The following is a 16,921-nucleotide window of genomic DNA, read 5'->3' on the forward strand; positions in this document are numbered from 1 at the left end:
CGCCATGACCGCTGAAACCTCCCCGTTGCCGTCACCGCGCTACAGCGAACTCAAGGGCAAGGTCGCCCTGATCACCGGTGCCGGCCGCGCCGGCGGCCTGGGCGAGGGCATCGCCCGCCGCCTCGCCGCCGAGGGCTGCAAGGTGGTGATCACCGATATCGGCCAGGGCCGCGGCGAGGAGATGCCGGTCGATGCGATCGGCACCGACGAGGAAATGGCGCGTACCGCCGCCGCGATCACCGCCGCCGGGGGCGAGTGCATCGCGATGGCGCTGGACGTGCTGGAGGAAAGCCAGGTCGAGGCGGTGATCGCCAGAACGGTCGAGCGTTTCGGCGGCATCGACATCCTGGTCAACAACGCCGGCATCGGCTACCTGATGAAATCCATCGTTGATATGGATGTGGCGGAATGGGACGCGGTGCTCGGGGTCAACCTGCGCGGCACCTTCCTGTGCACCAAGCACGCGGGGAAGGCGATGATCGCCCAGGGGCGCGGCGGACGCATCGTCAACATCGCCTCGCAGGCAGCCAAGTCCGGCGTGCCGCATGCCGGTGCGTACTGTTCCTCCAAGCACGGCGTGGTCGGCCTGACCCGGGTCAGCGCGATCGAGCTGGGCGGGCACGGCATCACCGCCAACGCGATCTGTCCCAACCACGTCACCACCGGCCTGGGCGCCTGGCAGAACGAGTACTTCGCCAAGCTGCGCGGCCTGAGTGTGGATGAGTACCTGGCCCAGATGCGCGCGCGCATTCCACTGGGCCGCGCCGGTCTGCCATCAGACACGGCAGCGGCTTGCGCGTTCCTCTGCTCCGACGACGGCGCCTACATCACCGGTGAGGCGATGAACGTCTCCGGCGGCGAAGAAACCCACTGACGGCTGCCTTTCCACGCCGACCACCATTTCAAGAACCGGAGGGTTCGATGTCCCCAACAACCTACGCCTGGCCCAACGATGCACGACTGGCACTGTCGGTCGTGGTCAATGTTGAGGAAGGCTCCGAGTACAGCATTGGCGAGGGTGACAAGATCACCGAGCCCGTCGATGAGCTGTCGGTCAGCCTGACCAAGCCGATCCGCAACTACGGCAACGAGTCCAACTACCGCTACGGCGTCAAGGAAGGCCATGCGCGCGTCGCCGCGCTGCTGGACAAGTACGACGTGACGACGACCTATACCGCGGCGGCGCTGTCATTGGAGCGCGCCCCGGAGATCGCCGCGTACCTGCACGGCAGCCGCCACGAGACCTGTTCCCACGGCTGGCGCTGGATCCACCAGTTCCGCCTCAACCAGGAGCAGGAGCGCGAGTTCATCCGCAAGGCTGCCGACAGCATCGAGCGCACCACCGGCACCCGCCCGGTGGGCTGGCTGTCGCGTTACCTGCACACGGCCGACACCCGCCGGCTGCTGCAGGAAGAAGGCTTCCTGTACCACATGGACGACTACTCGGCCGACGCGCCGTTCTGGGCGCCGGTGGAGGGTTCCGACGAGCCGATGGTGATCGTGCCCTACCAGCTGGACACCAATGACATGAAGATGTGGCTCGCGCCTTCCTACCTGCCCAAGGACTGGCTGGACTACGCGATCGACAGCTTCGACACCCTGTATGAGGAAGGTGCCCATGCGCCGCGCATGATGTCGATCGGCCTGCACCTGCGGATCATCGGACGGCCCGGCCGGATCGGTGCGCTGGAGAAGTTCTTCCAGTACGTGGCCAGCAAACCCAAGGTCTGGTACGCGACCCGTCGCGGCATCGCCGAACACTTCGTCGCCAACAGTGACAAGCAGGTGGTCACCGTATGAGCACGCCGTCGAACGGTTCTGCCGTCGTCAATCCGCGCCGCTGCCTGCTGTTCGTACCCGGTTCGCGTCCGGAGCGCTATGCCAAGGCCGTTGCCACGGGTGCCGACCAGGTCTGCATCGATCTGGAGGACGCGGTCGCGCCGGGCGACAAGGACAGCGCGCGCGCCTCGGTGTTCGCCTTCCTGGCCGACGCCCCCGAGTCGTACAGCGAAATCGGCCTGCGTCTGAATCCGCTCTCCACCGAGCTGGGTCGCAAGGATCTGGCCGAGCTCAAGGCGTCCGGCCTGGCGCCGGCGTTCGTGATGCTGCCCAAGGTCGAGACCGTGCAGGAGTTGCTGGACGCTGATGCCGTTCTGGCCGGTTCCGACACCGGGCTGATCGCCCAGATCGAGACCCCGCGCGGGCTGCTGGATGCCCGCGAGCTCGCCCGGGCCACGCCGCGCCTGCAGGCGCTGATGTTTGGCGGCTTTGACTTCATCGTCGCCCTGCGCGGCCGCGCCAGCTGGGAAAGCTTCTTCCATCCGCGCGTGCAGCTGGCCGTTATCGCTGCCGAAGCCGGCATCGGCTGCATCGACGTCCCGTATCTGGACATCAAGGACGAGGCCGGACTGGTTGCCGAGACCGACCGCGTGATCGCGCTGGGCTTCACCGCCAAGGCTGCGATCCATCCGGCGCAGGTTGATCCGATCCAGCAGCGTTACCTGCCCACCGCCGAGGAGCTCGAACGCGCCAAGCGGGTGGTCGCCGCGCTGCAGGCCAATCGCGGCGAGGCGATCCAGCTGGACGGAAAACTCGTAGACCGACCAATTGAGATTGCCGCCGAGCGCGCCATCGCGCTGGGCGTACATGGCGCGCGTCAGGACTGATCATCGCCCGACACACCGCTCCACCACCCGTTGTTGCTTCCCGTTTCATACCTCCCACCCAGCTTCCCAGACAACAGGAACCCCCCATGGTCCAGACAGCCAAGAAAGTCGGTGAGAACCGTTACCGCGAGACGTTCGGTCGCTTCTTCGAGGAGTTCACGGTCGGTGATACGTACGAGCACCGCCCGGGCCGCACGATCACCGAGACCGACAACACCTGGTTCACCCTGCTGACGATGAACACGCACCCGATGCACTTCGACAAGGAGTACGCCAAGGCCTCCGAGTTCGGCAAGATCATCGTCTGCTCGCCCTTCACCGTTGCCCTGATGGTCGGCATGAGCGTCACTGACGTCAGCCAGAAGGCCGTGGCCAACCTGGGCTGGTCGGAAATCAAGATGACCCATCCGCTGTTCGTGGGCGATACCCTGTACGCCGAGTCGACCGTGCTGGAAAAGCGCGAGTCCAAGTCGCGCCCCGGCGCCGGCATCGTCACCTGCAGCACCATCGGCCTGAACCAGGACGGCAAGATCGTGTGCACCTTCAACCGCACCATGCTGATCGCCAAGCAGGGTCACTCGGTTGAAGACAAGGTCAACTACTGAGTATTGATGCCATGAGCAACGAGACGAATGCCGAGTGGAGCGCCGAGGACGAGCAGGCGCTGCTGGACACCATCGATAGCTGGATCGAGAAGTCGGTCGCACCGATTGCGCGCGAGTACGACCTGGAAGACAAGTACCCGCACGAGCTGGTCGAGGAAATGAAGGACCTCGGCCTGTTTGGCGCGACCATCTCGCAAAAATACGGCGGCCTTGGCCTGCCGGCCAGCATCTACGCCAAGATCGTGATCCGCATCTCGGCAGTGTGGATGGCGCCGACCGGCATCTTCAACTCGCACCTCATCATGGCCTCGGCCATTGAGCGCGCCGGGACCGAGGAGCAGAAGCAGCACTACCTGCCCAAGATGGCAACCGGCGAGCTGCGCGGCGGCATCGGCTTGACCGAGCCCAATGCCGGTACCGACCTGCAGGCGATCCGTACCGTCGCCAAGCTGGAAGGCGACCACTACGTCGTCAATGGCGCCAAGACCTGGATCACCAACTCGCTCAACGGCGACATGATCCTGTTGCTGGTCAAGACCGACCCGAATGCGCAGCCGCGTTACAAGGGCATGAGCATGCTGATCGCCGAGAAGGGCGATGGCTTCATCATCTCCAAGAAGATGAAGAAGAGCGGCTACCGCTCCATCGACACCTGCGAGCTGGTGTTCGAGAACTACAAGGTGCCGGCCAACCGTCTGCTCGGCGGGGTGGAAGGCCAGGGCTTCAAGCAGACCCTGGGTGGCCTGGAGCTCGGCCGGATCAACGTGGCGGCACGCGGTTGCGGCATCGCCGAAGGCGCGCTGCGCCTGTCGGTGCGCTACGCGCAGGAGCGCAAGACCTTCGGCGTGCCGATCGCCGAGCACCAGGCGATCCAGCTCAAGCTGGGCGAGATGGCGTCCAAGGTCGAGGCCTCCAAGCTCCTGATCGAAAGCGCCGCCAAGGCCTTCGACAAGGGCGAGCGCTGCGACATGGAGGCGGGCATGGCCAAGTACTTCGCGACCGAGACCGGCGCGTACTGCGCACAGGAAGGCATGCGCATCTTCGGTGGCTACAGCTACTCCACCGAGTACGAAATCGAGCGCTTCCACCGCGACGCCCTGCTGATGTGCATCGGCGAGGGCACCAACGAGATGCAGAAAATCATCATCGCCAAGCAGCTGGTCGCCCGCAACGCGATCTAGGCCGGAGTCGGATCAATGAGTGAGCTTCCACTGAACGGCGTGCGCATCCTCGCCGTCGAACAATACGGCGCCGGGCCGTACGGGTCGATGCATCTGGCCGACCTGGGCGCGGAAGTGATCAAGATCGAATCGCCACCCGGCGGCGACGTCTCCCGGGCCACCGGTCCGTATTTCCTCGGCGAAGGCGACAGCCAGTTCTTCCAGACCTTCAACCTCAACAAGCATTCGTTGCGGTTGGATCTGAAGAGCGCCGAGGGCCGCGAGATATTCGAGAAGCTGGTCGGCACCGCCGATGCGGTGCTCAACAACCTGCGCGGCGACCAGCCGGGCAAGCTGGGGCTGGACTACGCCACCCTGGGCAAGGTCAACCCGAAGATCGTCTGTGCCCACCTGTCGGCCTACGGGCGCGACAACGAGCGGGCGGCGTGGCCGGGCTACGACTACCTGATGCAGGCCGAGGCCGGCTTCATGGCCTTGACCGGCGAGCCCGGCCAGCCGCCGGCGCGGTTCGGCCTGTCGATGGTCGACTTCATGACCGGTACGACGATGGCGATGGGCCTGCTGGCCGCGCTGGTCGGCGCGATGCGCAGCGGGCAGGGGCGCGACGTCGACGTCAGCCTGTTCGACGTGGCTCTGCACCAGCTCAGCTACCCGGCCACGTGGTACCTCAACGAAGGCCACGAGACGACCCGTCTGGAGCGCTCCGCGCATCCCAGCACGGTGCCGTGTCAGGTGTACCGCACCAGCGATGGCTGGGTGATGGTGATGTGCATGCTGGAGAAGTTCTGGCAGACCTTCATCGCCGGCATCGACCGTCCGCAGCTGGGCACCGATCCGCGCTTTACCGACTTCCCGGCCCGCCGCGAACACCGCGAGGCGCTGACCCCATTGGTGGACGAGGCGTTGATGCAGCACGACACCGCGTACTGGACGGAGAAGTTTGCCGGCCGCATTCCGATCGCACCGGTGTATGACATCGCCCAGGCGCTGGACAATCCGTATGTCGAACGCATCGGCATGCTGCAATCGGTAGACCATCCTCAGGGCGCACAGCGGATGCTGCGCAACCCGATCAAGCTCGACGGTCAGCGTCTGGACGGCATCGCCTGCCCGCCGCTGAGCGCCGATGCCGACGCGTTGCTGGCCGAGCTGGGCTACAGCGCCGAGGATCGTGCACGGCTGGTCGAGCAGGGCGTGGTCTGAGCCTCGTTATTTAATAACCGGGAGGGGCGCATGATGCGCCCCGTTTTGCTGGAGTCGACGATGAAACTGGAAGGCGTGCGCGTTCTTGACCTGTCGCTGTTCCTGCCCGGGCCGCATCTGACGATGATGATGGCCGACCACGGCGCGGACGTGATCAAGGTCGAGCCACCGAGCGGCGAGCCAGTCCGCGAGGTCGGCCTGAAGCAGGCCGGCGTGTCGACCTGGTTCCGCAATACCCACCGCGGCAAGCGTTGCATCGTGCTCGACCTCAAGAGCGAGACCGGCAAAGCGGCGTTCGCGCGGCTGGTCGAGCGCGCCGACGTGGTGGTCGAGGCGTTCCGTCCGGGTGTGGCCAAGCGGCTGGGCATCGATTACGACAGTTGCCGCGCGCTCAACCCGGCCATCGTCTACTGCTCAATCAGCGCCTACGGCCAGACCGGCCCGAAGGTCCAGCGGCCCGCGCACGATCTGGCGATGCAGGCCGACAGCGGCGTGGTCAGCCTCAACCTGGGCCCCGACGGCTCGCCCGCCTCGCCGCACATGCCGGTGGCCGACATGGCCGGCTCGCTGATGGCGCTGTCGGCGATCCTGATGGCCCTGTACCGCCGCGAGAAAACCGGGTCGGGCGATTACATCGACCTGTCCATGCAGGACGCGCTGATGGCGTGGCTGCCCAACGTGCTGGGTCCACCATTCGCCGAGCACCGCGACCCGGTGGTCAAGGACGAGCGCAGCTGGGGCGGCAACGCGCTGTACCGGCTGTACCGCTGCAGCGACGACCGCTGGCTCGCGCTGGGCGGCGCCGAGCACAAGTTCGCCGACAACCTGCTGGACGCGCTGGAGCGGCCTGACCTGGCGCCGTTGTGCCGCCTCCCGCCGGGCCCGGGGCAGGATCCGGTCAAGGCCTTTCTGGCCGAGACCTTCGCCACCCGCACCCTGGAAGAGTGGGTCGCCTTCCTTGAGCCATTGGACGTCTGCTGGGCACCGGTGAAGACGCTGACCGAAGCCTTCAACGACCCGCACACCCGCGCGCGTGAGATGGTCTGGACGGCGCCGGACGGCGGCACCCACTTGGGCATTCCGATCCGGTTTGCCAACGAGCCGGGACGAATCGATCCGCGGCTGGATGAGCTGGGCGAGTCGACGGCCGACGTACTTGCGGAGCTTGGTCTTTAGCGGGGCAAACCGTTGCCACCCGTTTGGTGCGAAAATCCCCCGCATGATCAACAACGACGTATTACGCAGCATCCGCTACATGCTCGATCTCAGTGACGGCATGGTGGTGGATCTGGCGAAGCTGGCCGATCCGGAGTTCCCGCTCGACAAGGATGATGTGCCGGCGCTGCTCAAGCGCGAGGACGAGGAAGGCTTCGTCGCCTGCTCCGACCGGATACTGGCCCACGTGCTGGACGGCCTGGTGCTGCATTACCGCGGTCGCGACGAGAGCCTCCCGCCGCGCCCGGTCGAGAAGCGGGTCACCAACAACGTGGTGCTGAAGAAGCTGCGCGTCGCCTTCCAGCTGAAGGACGTCGACATGCACGAAATCTTCGCCGGCTCCGGGTTTCCGATTTCCAAGCCGGAGCTGACCGCGCTGTTCCGCCAGCCAGGACACAAGCACTTCCGCCTGTGCGGCGATCAGCTGCTGCGCAACTTCCTCAAGGGCCTGACGTTGCGCGTCCGCGGCGCGGAGTGAGCGTTCGCGCCAGCCTCAGCCCAAGTGGCTGAGGATATCGGTGGACTGGCAAACGAACGCGAAATGCCGGTCCAGGTTCTTTAGGGAAGCACTCGCGAGTGCTGCGTCGGTGTACCCGGTCAGATCCTCGGCTATGACAACGTCGTAATCGAGTTGGGCGGCATCTCTTGCGGTGGAGTCGACACAGCCGTTTGCCGCAGTCCCGATGAGGACAACGGTCTGAACACCGCCGCTGCGCAGCACCTGGTCCAGGGAAGAACCGAAGAACGCGCTGTATCGGTATTTCTCCACGATGGCGTCTGAGGCTTCCACCTGCAGGCCTTCGGCCAGCTCGGCGCCGGCGCTTCCGTGTCGGCACAGGTCCAGACGTTCCGGCGCGCGGCGAAGGCGCCGCCCGATGGCGGGCGACATGTGGTGGGGAGACGCCAGTTGCTTGATCCACACCACCTGGACGCCGAAGGCGCGGAGTTGGCCGACGAAGGCGTTCGCCGGCGCCACGATGCCCTGGTTGGCGGCGATATCGATTCCGGCCCGTGCGAAGGCGCCATGGGGCGAGCAGAAGTCGCGCTGCATGTCGATAACGATCACCGCAGTACGCGCAGGAAGTTGGAGCACTTCGGCCAGCAATTCCGATCGGCTCGTTCTCTGCGTTTGCGCTCCGCTCGTGGTCACCTTTGGGAGAGGCAACTCTCCGGATCGTGGCGATGACATGTCCGACTCCATGCAGATTCAGCCAAACAAAAACCGCCGGAGCGCATGCGCCGGCGGTCTGCTTTGTGGTTCAGCCCGCGCCGGGATATCTGCGGCGCGGACCCGACCCCTCGCCGCCTACTTCCAGCGACTCGCCTTGTCCATCAGCACCTTCATTTCCGCGCCGTTATCGGGAAGCTCCTCAATCGGCACATCCAGGTGGTTAAGTGGGAACGCCGGCACGTACTGCGCGAAGACGGGGCGGGTTACATCCATCGGGTAATCGGGGATCTTCCGGCCCTTGCGCAGCGCGGCGATATCAATTTCAGCTTCAATGATGCCTTCGTTGTTGCTCGGATCCTCTGCCAGTACTTTGCCCTGGGGGTCGACGATCAGGGATTGGCCACCCATATGGGCCCACTCGCTATCCGCCGGGAAGTTGATGTTCGACATCGCGGAATAGAAGTTGTTGAAACTGGCGGTCGCCATGACGTCAAGCTTGGAGAACAGCGTGGACGTGCGGAACATGATTTCCACTCCACGCATCGCGAAAGCGTTGAACACCATGGTGTCGCGCTGGACCGTGCTCACCGCGATGTTGCCGTATTCGGTCCGCAGCACCGGGAACAGTTCTTCCTCGCCGTACATCGCCACGTAGCGGTCGTAGACGTTCTCGATCGTGGTGGTCGGGATCTCGGAATCCGGCTGGTAGTTCTTGACGTTCCGGGTCTTCCAGAACTTTTCAGCGACCTTGCCATCGCGGCCGATCACCGCGTTTAGGCTGAGGATATGCCCCGGCCAGGCGTCATCCCGAGCGTAGCTGCCGAATATGATGTAGGTGTCGCACTCTTTCGCGAGCTTGCCGAGCGCTTCGGTTTCAGGGCCCGGAATTTGAATGGTGAACTGCAGTTTCTCTTCCCGTGTTCCCTCTGAATAACCGGTTAGAGGGAATTCATTGAACAAAATGAAGTCGGGTTTTTTTCCAGTGGTGCACGCCTGCTGCGTGAGGCGCGTCATCTGATTCAGATTGTGGTCAAGGCCCTCTCGGACGTTGGGAAAGTCCTGCAGGTTACGCGTGAGGTTTTGCACAACCTTCACGACGACTTTGTCCTTTTCCAGTGGCACGGTTGCGTAGCTGCCATCCTTCTCGACCAGCGTGGTGGAGTGTGCGCACGCGGTGGTCATGAGCAGCGCCACGGTGAGGATTTTCAGGGGCGCGGACGCCAGAACGTTCAGTTGCATATTGCGAAGGGCCATGTCTGATCTCTACTCAGGGGCACCACGCCATTGCCGTGGTGCCGGGAAAGGTGGGTGCCTCTACGAATCGATCAGGGCTCCAGGGCCTCGCCGGCAAAGCTGTCGCCGGTGATCTGCCGCCAGTTGTGGCTGGCACGTTTTTCGTCAATCAGCGTGCGCTGGATCAGCACGCCCTTCTTGTACCAATGCCAGACGCGGTTGCGCAGGTTGCCGCAGTCCGACAGCTGGATCATTTCGTACAGCTCCAGGCCCTCTTCGCCCTTGCGCTGCCAGTACAGCATCAGGGTGCGGTGGAAGTCGTCGGCGGGGATCTCGGTGCACCAGCCGTAGATCAGCTCGTTATCGAAGATGATCCGGCCAAAGGAGTAGGTGGTCTTGAAGTCGCGCACTTCGGTTTTGCCATCGGCCCAACTGTAGTTGTTGGTCTGGTGGTACGGGACGGCATCGTCGCCGGTAATCCGGCAGACCAGACGCGAGGCATGCTCGTCGGTCTTGTTGCCTTCGGCGTCGTAATAGCGGTACATGCCGTCCCAGACGCCTTCGTGGCGGGCGAGAGCGGGCATGTGCAGTTTGAGGTCGGTCATTGGTGGTCCTTGTTGCTTGCTTGGGTATGTCTGTAGCGGGTGTGGGTGGCCGTGCAGCGCAGCGGGTGCCGCGCCGCCAAGCCCGGGTTACTCGTCGCGCATCTGCGCGATCAGGTCGGCCATCGGTGGCTCCTTGGAGCCGGACTCCAGCGCCTCGGTTTCCTGCTGCACGATGCGCAGCACGCGGGCAATGTATTCCTGCATCCAGATGGTGCGCTCAGCTTCGGCGTCGGCGTCGGGCTTGAAGGCATCCAGCTCGGCGCGGGTGGCCACGCCCTTGGATTCGATCAGCCGCTCCAGCGCGTCCAGTCGCTGTCGGGTCACGGCGTGCTCCATCGCGATCACCATCGCGATCGACAGCACGCGCTCCACGTCGGGATCCTTGAAGAAGTAGGGGCGCTTGCCCTTCGCGCGGGTACCTGCGAGAGCGATCGGATCGATATCTTCGATGTTGGGAAGTTCACTCATTTCCACGCTCCAAACATGGTCCACAGGGCGGCGCGGCCGTAGTCCTCGCCGTCATTGCTGGCCTCCGGGAAGATGCTGCGATCGACCACGCCAGCCACCGTGGTCTCGAAGTACTTGCTGTCGTCGAATCCGGCCGCAGCCATCATCGCGCGCAGGTCGTACTCGTGCATGACGCTCCAGAACGGCTCGTTGTTGTTGTACGCGTCCCAGTCGCGCACGAAGGCCTCGTACGGGTCCATCCCGTGGTACTGGGGCTGTTCCAGATTGGCCGAGAGGCCGCCGTCTGCCAGCAGGCGATACACCTCCTTCAGGGTCTTGGGCATCGACTTGGCCGAGCTCTCGTGCCAGAACATCGCGGTGCTGATGATGTCGAAGTGGCCATCAGGATAGTCCAGCGATTCGGCATCGGCCTGACGGAACACCAGATTGTCCACGCCCATCGAGCGTGCCCGCGCATGGCCGTAGCGCAGCATCGGCGCCGATACGTCAACCGCGATCACTTCGGCATCCGGGAAGGCCTGCGCCAGCGGCACCACGTTGTGGCCGACGGTACAGCCCAGGTCGAGGATCCGTCGCGGCTTGAAGTCCGGGTGCTCCTTCTTCAGCCACTGCGCGAGCGCCTGGCCACCGCCATCGTTGAAGCGCCCCAGCATCCCGCCGGTGGTCGCGAAGATGCCGGCGTCGTAGTTGGCGCCTGCGGAGATATCGTCCTTGACCAGCTCGGTGTGGTAGCCGCCGGGCATGCAGTGGATGTCCACCGCGCTGACGTGGCGGGGCACCTTCACCGAAGGGTCCAGCTGCAGGTTCGGCGAGCCTTCGTTGAGCTCGCGGGCCTTGTCGACCAGCGGCGCCAACTGCCGCAGCACCAGTCCGCGTCCGGCCTGCTGGCGCATCTCCATCGAGTTGCGACGCAGCGCGCTCCAGGTCTGGTAGATCGGATCGCCGACCATCGCCTTGCGGACCTCGTGACGGGTCTCCGGCGCGCGACCCTGGGCCGCCTCAAAGGCCGGCTTGACCCGCTTGTCGTAGGCCACGCGAACCTTCGGGCTCAACCGGGTCGCCAGGTACCCATTGAGATTGGCAAGGAAGTCGAAGCGGGCGGTGTCGTCGTGGCCGCTGCTCGGGAACACGTCGTGGCGACCTACGTGCTGCCAGCTCGGGGGAAGGGCTTGCTGGGACATGGTGTGCTCCATTCAGTTTTGGTGCATCGGGATTGTCGTAGAGCAAATGACTGGACAATCATGAACTAATGTTATAGCTATATGTCATCTAGGGGGTTGCGGTCAAGGCGCGTTCATCTTTCTGGTCCCGTTTTCCGCGGTGGTGAGAGCCATCGTTTATCCCGTCCATTCCGAACTCCAACGAGGTATCCGCATGCTGCGACTCTTCTCCGTGATGGCCCTTGCGACAAGTGCCTTTGTGCCCTCCGCCTTGGCCCAGTCGGCGACATCCGCCGCGCAGCCGGCGACGGATATCGGCAACATCGATTCGATGGTCAAGATGCGCTGTTCGCTGGACCCGAAGGAGGACGTGATCCTGTGGTGGTCGGGCACGGTTTTCGCGCAGTTGCCGGAAAAAGCACCCTCTGCGCTGCTGGGTTTCGAGGGCTACAACATCTGTCGCGCCGAGAAGCAGGCCGACGGCACCTGGCGCCTGCTGACGCGTGAGCTGACGTTCTACCGCGACCTGAAGACCGGAAAGATCATCGACCAGTGGGACAACCCCATGACCGGTGAGCGCAACGAGGTGTTGCAGGTCGCCAACGACCCGGTCAACAACGTGCTCAACCCGCCGGGCCGCCCGTCGACCGTGTCTTGGGTGGAAGCCGGCGACCAGCTGATGCTGACGATGAACATCCCGTTGACCTATCCCAACCCGCTGTCGCCGAAGGACTTCCCCAAGCAGTCGTCCGGCGAGATGTACATGGGTTCGGAGCACTTCATGTTCTTCACTCCCCGTGCGGCCATCGAAGACCCGTCCCTCACCCAGGCGCCCGCGACCTATGGCTGGACCCGGACCGGTCCGTGGTTGCCGTGGATGGAAATGGGCCAGGCGCCGGGCGGACTGTTGTACATCGCCCAGGGCAACAAGAAGGCCTCCATCGCCGAGCTTCCCGCGGACATCCAGGAGCGCGTGCGCACGACCTACCCGGAGTACGCCACCGCGCCGAAGGAGTGGATCCAGCCAAACATGACCAGCTGGACGGTCTATAAGCAGTGGCACGAGAGCCAGCAGCAGGCCAAGAAAGCCAAGTAACGAGCGGCAAGTAATCAGCTCCTCCCTCCCCCCGGGCAAGCTAATGACTACTCCCGTTCCCAGCCGGCAGGTATCACGCGTATGACCAGACTGCAGTCCCCACCATTGAGTTGCCGCACCCGCGGCATACGCTCGCGCCTGCCTCGCGCCAGGCAGGGCTGAACCATGGATAGAAGACACTTCCTCAAGGGCACAGCCGGCGCGGCAATGCTGGGCGTGCTCGGTTGCGCGGCGACGCCCAAGCCGCCCATCGGCGGCGAGCCGCGCAGCGATGTCATCGTCATCGGCGCCGGCCTCTCCGGGCTTGCCGCGGCGCAGGCGCTGCAGGATGCCGGCGCGCGCGTCACCGTGCTCGAAGGCAACGACCGCATCGGCGGACGCCTGCACACCATCGAGCGCAAGGGCCTGCGCTTCGAGATCGGCGGCGTGCAGGTGGGGGCAAGCTACGAGCGCGTCCGCGCCCACGCCAAACGGGTCGGCATCGAAATCGCACCGCCCGACATCAACCTGATGGGCCCCGGGGGCCGCCCGCTGCCGACCGGTCTGATGCTGGGCGGTCAGATCGTCTCCAGCGAAGACTGGACGACCAGTCCGCTCAATACGCTGGAAGGCCGGGAGCACGCGTTGCCGCCACCCAGCCTGCTGCACGCGGCCCTGGCCGAAGTGGCGCTTGAGCGGATCGAAGGTTGGGACGACCCGGCCAACCTCGCCCTCGACATCCCGCTGCGCGACTACCTTGCTTCCGAGGGCTGGTCCGCGCAGGCACTGGACTGGATGGACGTGGCCGACAGCTACACCTCGCTGCGCACCATCAGCGCGCTGGACGCCCTACGTCGGCAGGCCGAGCTGCAGGGCGCTCCGCGCGTGCCGCCGGGCTGGGTCACCAAAGGCAGTCAGGCGTTGCCGCAGGCGATGGCCGCAGCCCTGGACGCGCCGCCGCTGCTGGGCATGGAAGTGCTCGGCGTGGAACAGAACCGCCGTGGTGTTGAAGTGACCTGCAAGGACGGGCGCCACTTCCGCGCCGACCACGTCGTGATGACCGTTCCGAGCGGTCCGCTGAGCCGGATCCGGCTCGACCCGCTACCGCCGGCCGAGCAGGCCGCCGTGTGGGCCGCGCGGCGGAGCAACTCGGTGACCACCATCCACCTCCACCCCACGCGCCCGTTCTGGGAAAGCGATGGCCTGCCGATAAACATGTGGAACGACGGTCCACTGCAACGGGTCATGGCGGTTCCGGATTCCGCGGGTACCATCCAACGCCTGATCGTCTGGCTCAATGGTGAGGCCGCCGACCGGGCGGATCGCTTGGCGCCGGACGTGCGCATGCAGTGGGCGATGGACCAGTTGGCCCAGTTGCGCCCGGCCAGCGCAGGAGCACTGGAACCCCTGGCCACGCGCGGCTGGGGCAATGACCGTTTCGCCGACGGTGCCTTTTCTGAAATCGCTCCAGGCCGAGTGGCCGATACCGTGCAATGGAGCGGCAAGCGTCTCGGACGGATCCACTTTGCCGGTGAGCACAACGCGTTGGACAAGCCCGGTATGGAAGCCGCGGTCGTGTCCGGTGAACGAGCCGTGGCCGCCGTTCTGGCTGCCTGACCCAACAACCAAAATCAGACCCATTGGAGTTCCAAATAATGACTACGCCCCGACCGAAATTGCTGAGCGCCTGCATTGCGGCCACCTTGTTCGTAGCCGCCCCACAGGCCTTTGCCCAGCAGGCAGAGACGCAACCCGCCGACCAGACACCGCCGGCCACGGCGACATCGGAATACGACGCCACCGCGACCCAGCTCGACACGGTCACCGTCACTGCGCGCGGCATTTCCGAATCCTTGCAGAAAGCACCGCTCCCGATCTCCGTCATCTCCTCCAAGCAGATCGAAGAGCAAGGCCTGGTCGACGTGAATGACATTGCAGCGATCACGCCCAGCTTCTCGTTCCGCTCCGGCTATGGCCGTGGCTTCGATCGTCCTGTCATCCGCGGCATGTCCAACATCCAGGGCGAGCCGAACGCCTCCTTCTTCATCGACGGCATCTTCGTGGTCGGTGATGTCACCAGCTACGGTTTGGACAACATCCAGCGCGTCGAAGTCATCCGTGGCCCGCAGTCGGCCGAGTTCGGTCGTCGCACATTCGCCGGCGCGGTCAACTTCATCACCCAACGTCCGGGTTCATCCGTCGGTGGCAAGGTGACTTTGGGTGGCGGCAATTACGGTTCGGAAAAACTCGGCGTTTTCTATTCCGGTGGCAGTGAAGACGGCAGCTTCGGCTACGACCTCAGCCTCACCAAGCGCGGCAATGACGCGATCTATTTCAACGACTACTCGGGCAAGACGGATCTTGGAGACACCGAGACCCAAAGCTTCATGGCTGCCGCCGCCTGGGCGCCGATCGACAACCTGGAGATCACTGCCCGCGTGATGCGGCAGAAGAGCCGCGACGGTCACTTCGCCATCGACCTGTTGGGCGTCGACAAGATGAACTGCTACCTGCCGGAGTACACCGGCGGGGTGGGACCAGGCGGCTTCCCGGTCCTCGCCTCGCGCAAGAAGGGCTACTACTGTGGTGACATCCCGGGACCGAACGAATACGGGATCAACACCTCCGAGTTCGTAGCGGCCGGCTGGATGCCGGGCCGCAAGACCGACCTGTCCCGCAACAGCCTGGTGTTCGACTACGCCTTTGACAACGGCTGGAACTTCACCTCCACCTCGGCCTACAACGAGACGGTGACCTACGCGGGCACCGACCAGGACTACAGCAGCATGCGTGGTCTCGGCGGCGGGTTTGAGAGCATCAACCAGACCAACCTCATGGACTGGTCGCAGGACTTGCGTGTCAGCACCGACCAGTCGCTGCCAGTGTCGGGCAAGCTCGGCCTGTACTACTACAACCAGTCCTCGCACCCCGGCTTTTTCGGTGACCTGAGCGGCTTCGTCCTGCCGGGAAACAAGAGCGTCACGCCGTATCCGACCAACCCGCAGGACTCGACGATCAACAAGGCGATCTACGCCATGGTGAACTGGCGCATCAACGACCAGTGGACCGCATCGGCGGAAGGGCGTTACGCGCAGGACGAGATCAGCGCGGCCGCCACGGATAACAAGCCTTTGGGCGGTGTGATGTACAGTCAGTCGTACTCGTTGGCCGAGAAGTTCAAAAGCTTCACGCCGCGCGTCACCCTGTCCTATCAGGCGGCTGACAACATCAACATCTACGGGCTGTACTCCGAGGGCACCAAGCCGGGTGGCTTCAACACTTCGGTTTACCGCGCCGACCTGAGCGACGCTGGCCGCGACCAGTTGATCGCCCGCGGCCTGGAGTCGTTTAAAGAGGAAGAAGCCACCAACTACGAGCTGGGCATCAAGTCGGATTGGCTCGATCAGAGCCTGCGCGTCAATGCCAGCCTCTACCAGATCAACTGGGACAACCAGCAGTTGACCGAAACAGGGGCAGTGGCCCGCAAGGATGGCAGCTTTTTCTCGACCAGCTACACCACCAACGTCGGTGAGACGCGTATCCGCGGTTTCGAGCTGGAAACCCAGTGGCTGTTCGCGCAGGGCTGGTTGGGTTCGTTCAACTACTCCTACAACGACGCTGAGATCATCAACTTCTTCAGCCAGGCCCAGGCCGACCTGTTCTGCGCGGATCCCACCAGCGCCAGCAGTGGTGCTGCCTGCGCCAGTTCCGCTGGAAACACGCTTCCGCGCGCACCCAAGCACTCCGCGTCCCTGGGCCTGACGTACGACGGCACGTTCTCCAATGGGTGGGGCTGGACGGCTTACGGTGATGCCAGCTACGAGGGCCGTCGCTACGTACAGGTGGACAACCTGGCCAGCATCGCCCCGTCCACGCGCACCAACTTCCGTTTTGCCGTGAGCCCCAACGACGCCCTTCAGGTCAGCGCCTTCGTGACCAACGCGTTCAACGACCGCACTCCGGAAGATGTCCAGCGCACGCTCGACCCGTCCAAAACTGTCTGGACACCCAACGTGCCGCCGCTGGTCGGTCCTGGGGCGGGCAACCTGACCGACTTCGCGGTGTCGCCGTCGCTGCCACGCATGTACGGCATCGAAGTTCAGTACCGCTTCTAAGTAACACGATCTAAACGGTGGTTTTCACCGTAATACGGTGTGAATACCCGCGCAGCTGGTAGCAGCTGCGCGGGTCCTCCGTCCCCCGATAGGTTCCTCCCCCATTCCGGCTGCCCCCAAGGGTGGCTTTTTCCACAAGAAGACCGACCATGTCCCTCAATCCCTACGACCTGTACGACACCCGCTCCCTGCTGACCGAGGAGGAGCGCGCCGTGCAGGACACG

The 16,921-nt window shown here is 64.3% G+C and carries 16 protein-coding genes; 11 read left to right on the forward strand and 5 right to left on the reverse strand.

Annotated features, from left to right (window positions below; translation table 11 throughout):
• Positions 1-4 precede the first annotated feature (4 nt).
• The 8 genes from KZ491_RS12590 to KZ491_RS12625 all read left to right on the forward strand — a co-directional run bounded on the left by KZ491_RS12590 (position 5) and on the right by KZ491_RS12625 (position 7,348).
• Positions 5-874: an SDR family NAD(P)-dependent oxidoreductase gene (locus tag KZ491_RS12590; RefSeq protein WP_222566195.1), complete on the forward strand. Its 870-nt coding sequence runs from the start codon at positions 5-7 to the stop codon at positions 872-874.
• Positions 875-921: 47 nt separating this feature from the next.
• Entirely contained in the window at positions 922-1,800 is an 879-nt protein-coding gene (locus KZ491_RS12595) for a polysaccharide deacetylase family protein (RefSeq protein ID WP_222566196.1), read from the forward strand.
• Positions 1,797-2,666, forward strand: a complete 870-nt coding sequence (locus tag KZ491_RS12600; protein WP_222566197.1) for an HpcH/HpaI aldolase/citrate lyase family protein — start codon at positions 1,797-1,799, stop codon at positions 2,664-2,666. The genes KZ491_RS12595 and KZ491_RS12600 overlap by 4 nt, the downstream gene beginning before the upstream one ends.
• An 86-nt stretch (positions 2,667-2,752) precedes the next feature.
• On the forward strand, positions 2,753-3,271 hold the full coding sequence (locus KZ491_RS12605) for a MaoC family dehydratase (RefSeq protein WP_222566198.1): 519 nt from the start codon (positions 2,753-2,755) through the stop codon (positions 3,269-3,271).
• 11 nt (positions 3,272-3,282) lie between these two features.
• Positions 3,283-4,452, forward strand: coding sequence for an acyl-CoA dehydrogenase family protein (locus tag KZ491_RS12610; protein WP_222566199.1), 1,170 nt, complete (start codon positions 3,283-3,285; stop codon positions 4,450-4,452).
• Positions 4,453-4,467: 15 nt separating this feature from the next.
• Complete coding sequence (locus KZ491_RS12615; RefSeq protein ID WP_222566200.1) at positions 4,468-5,655, forward strand: CaiB/BaiF CoA transferase family protein; 1,188 nt, start codon at positions 4,468-4,470, stop codon at positions 5,653-5,655.
• A gap of 30 nt (positions 5,656-5,685) precedes the next feature.
• On the forward strand, positions 5,686-6,831 hold the full coding sequence (locus KZ491_RS12620; protein WP_222566201.1) for a CaiB/BaiF CoA transferase family protein: 1,146 nt from the start codon (positions 5,686-5,688) through the stop codon (positions 6,829-6,831).
• Positions 6,832-6,874: 43 nt separating this feature from the next.
• Positions 6,875-7,348, forward strand: a complete 474-nt coding sequence (locus KZ491_RS12625) for a YehS family protein (RefSeq protein ID WP_222566202.1) — start codon at positions 6,875-6,877, stop codon at positions 7,346-7,348.
• A gap of 15 nt (positions 7,349-7,363) precedes the next feature.
• Here the strand turns inward: KZ491_RS12625 and KZ491_RS12630 are convergent, their stop codons facing one another.
• The 5 genes from KZ491_RS12630 to KZ491_RS12650 form a co-directional block, all read right to left on the reverse strand.
• On the reverse strand, positions 7,364-7,963 hold the full coding sequence (locus KZ491_RS12630; RefSeq protein WP_222566203.1) for a cysteine hydrolase family protein: 600 nt from the start codon (positions 7,961-7,963) through the stop codon (positions 7,364-7,366).
• Positions 7,964-8,176: 213 nt separating this feature from the next.
• Entirely contained in the window at positions 8,177-9,295 is a 1,119-nt protein-coding gene (locus KZ491_RS12635) for a nitrilase-related carbon-nitrogen hydrolase (protein ID WP_222566204.1), read from the reverse strand.
• Between the two features lie 71 nt (positions 9,296-9,366).
• On the reverse strand, positions 9,367-9,879 hold the full coding sequence (locus KZ491_RS12640) for a DUF3598 family protein (RefSeq protein WP_222566205.1): 513 nt from the start codon (positions 9,877-9,879) through the stop codon (positions 9,367-9,369).
• Between the two features lie 87 nt (positions 9,880-9,966).
• Positions 9,967-10,347, reverse strand: coding sequence for a hypothetical protein (locus KZ491_RS12645; protein WP_222566206.1), 381 nt, complete (start codon positions 10,345-10,347; stop codon positions 9,967-9,969).
• Positions 10,344-11,528, reverse strand: a complete 1,185-nt coding sequence (locus KZ491_RS12650) for a class I SAM-dependent methyltransferase (protein ID WP_043958745.1) — start codon at positions 11,526-11,528, stop codon at positions 10,344-10,346. The genes KZ491_RS12645 and KZ491_RS12650 overlap by 4 nt, the downstream gene beginning before the upstream one ends.
• Positions 11,529-11,721: 193 nt before the next feature.
• Between KZ491_RS12650 and KZ491_RS12655 the strand changes: the two genes are divergently transcribed.
• The 3 genes from KZ491_RS12655 (at position 11,722) to KZ491_RS12665 (ending at position 16,697) form a co-directional block, all read left to right on the forward strand.
• Positions 11,722-12,603, forward strand: a complete 882-nt coding sequence (locus tag KZ491_RS12655) for a DUF1838 family protein (RefSeq protein ID WP_222566207.1) — start codon at positions 11,722-11,724, stop codon at positions 12,601-12,603.
• A gap of 165 nt (positions 12,604-12,768) precedes the next feature.
• The gene (locus tag KZ491_RS12660) at positions 12,769-14,199 is read left to right on the forward strand and encodes a flavin monoamine oxidase family protein (RefSeq protein WP_222566208.1); all 1,431 of its coding nucleotides are present in this window, start codon (positions 12,769-12,771) and stop codon (positions 14,197-14,199) included.
• Positions 14,200-14,237: 38 nt separating this feature from the next.
• Positions 14,238-16,697 carry a TonB-dependent receptor gene (locus tag KZ491_RS12665; protein ID WP_222566209.1) on the forward strand — a complete coding sequence of 820 codons (2,460 nt, stop codon included), beginning with the start codon at positions 14,238-14,240 and terminating at the stop codon, positions 16,695-16,697.
• Positions 16,698-16,921: the final 224 nt, after the last annotated feature.

Origin of the sequence: Novilysobacter antarcticus (genome assembly GCF_019802285.1) — a bacterium.
In the GTDB taxonomy this organism is placed as follows: Bacteria; Pseudomonadota; Gammaproteobacteria; order Xanthomonadales; family Xanthomonadaceae; genus Novilysobacter; species Novilysobacter antarcticus.

Coding starts and splice junctions, on each gene's coding strand:
- KZ491_RS12655 (WP_222566207.1), top strand. CDS start 11,722: ATGCTGCGACTCTTCTCCGTGATGGCCCTTGCGACAAGTGCCTTTGTG.
- KZ491_RS12620 (WP_222566201.1), top strand. CDS start 5,686: ATGATGCGCCCCGTTTTGCTGGAGTCGACGATGAAACTGGAAGGCGTG.
- KZ491_RS12600 (WP_222566197.1), top strand. CDS start 1,797: ATGAGCACGCCGTCGAACGGTTCTGCCGTCGTCAATCCGCGCCGCTGC.
- KZ491_RS12605 (WP_222566198.1), top strand. CDS start 2,753: ATGGTCCAGACAGCCAAGAAAGTCGGTGAGAACCGTTACCGCGAGACG.
- KZ491_RS12650 (WP_043958745.1), bottom strand. CDS start 11,528: ATGTCCCAGCAAGCCCTTCCCCCGAGCTGGCAGCACGTAGGTCGCCAC.
- KZ491_RS12615 (WP_222566200.1), top strand. CDS start 4,468: ATGAGTGAGCTTCCACTGAACGGCGTGCGCATCCTCGCCGTCGAACAA.
- KZ491_RS12595 (WP_222566196.1), top strand. CDS start 922: ATGTCCCCAACAACCTACGCCTGGCCCAACGATGCACGACTGGCACTG.
- KZ491_RS12590 (WP_222566195.1), top strand. CDS start 5: ATGACCGCTGAAACCTCCCCGTTGCCGTCACCGCGCTACAGCGAACTC.
- KZ491_RS12625 (WP_222566202.1), top strand. CDS start 6,875: ATGATCAACAACGACGTATTACGCAGCATCCGCTACATGCTCGATCTC.
- KZ491_RS12640 (WP_222566205.1), bottom strand. CDS start 9,879: ATGACCGACCTCAAACTGCACATGCCCGCTCTCGCCCGCCACGAAGGC.
- KZ491_RS12645 (WP_222566206.1), bottom strand. CDS start 10,347: ATGAGTGAACTTCCCAACATCGAAGATATCGATCCGATCGCTCTCGCA.
- KZ491_RS12660 (WP_222566208.1), top strand. CDS start 12,769: ATGGATAGAAGACACTTCCTCAAGGGCACAGCCGGCGCGGCAATGCTG.
- KZ491_RS12635 (WP_222566204.1), bottom strand. CDS start 9,295: ATGGCCCTTCGCAATATGCAACTGAACGTTCTGGCGTCCGCGCCCCTG.
- KZ491_RS12665 (WP_222566209.1), top strand. CDS start 14,238: ATGACTACGCCCCGACCGAAATTGCTGAGCGCCTGCATTGCGGCCACC.
- KZ491_RS12610 (WP_222566199.1), top strand. CDS start 3,283: ATGAGCAACGAGACGAATGCCGAGTGGAGCGCCGAGGACGAGCAGGCG.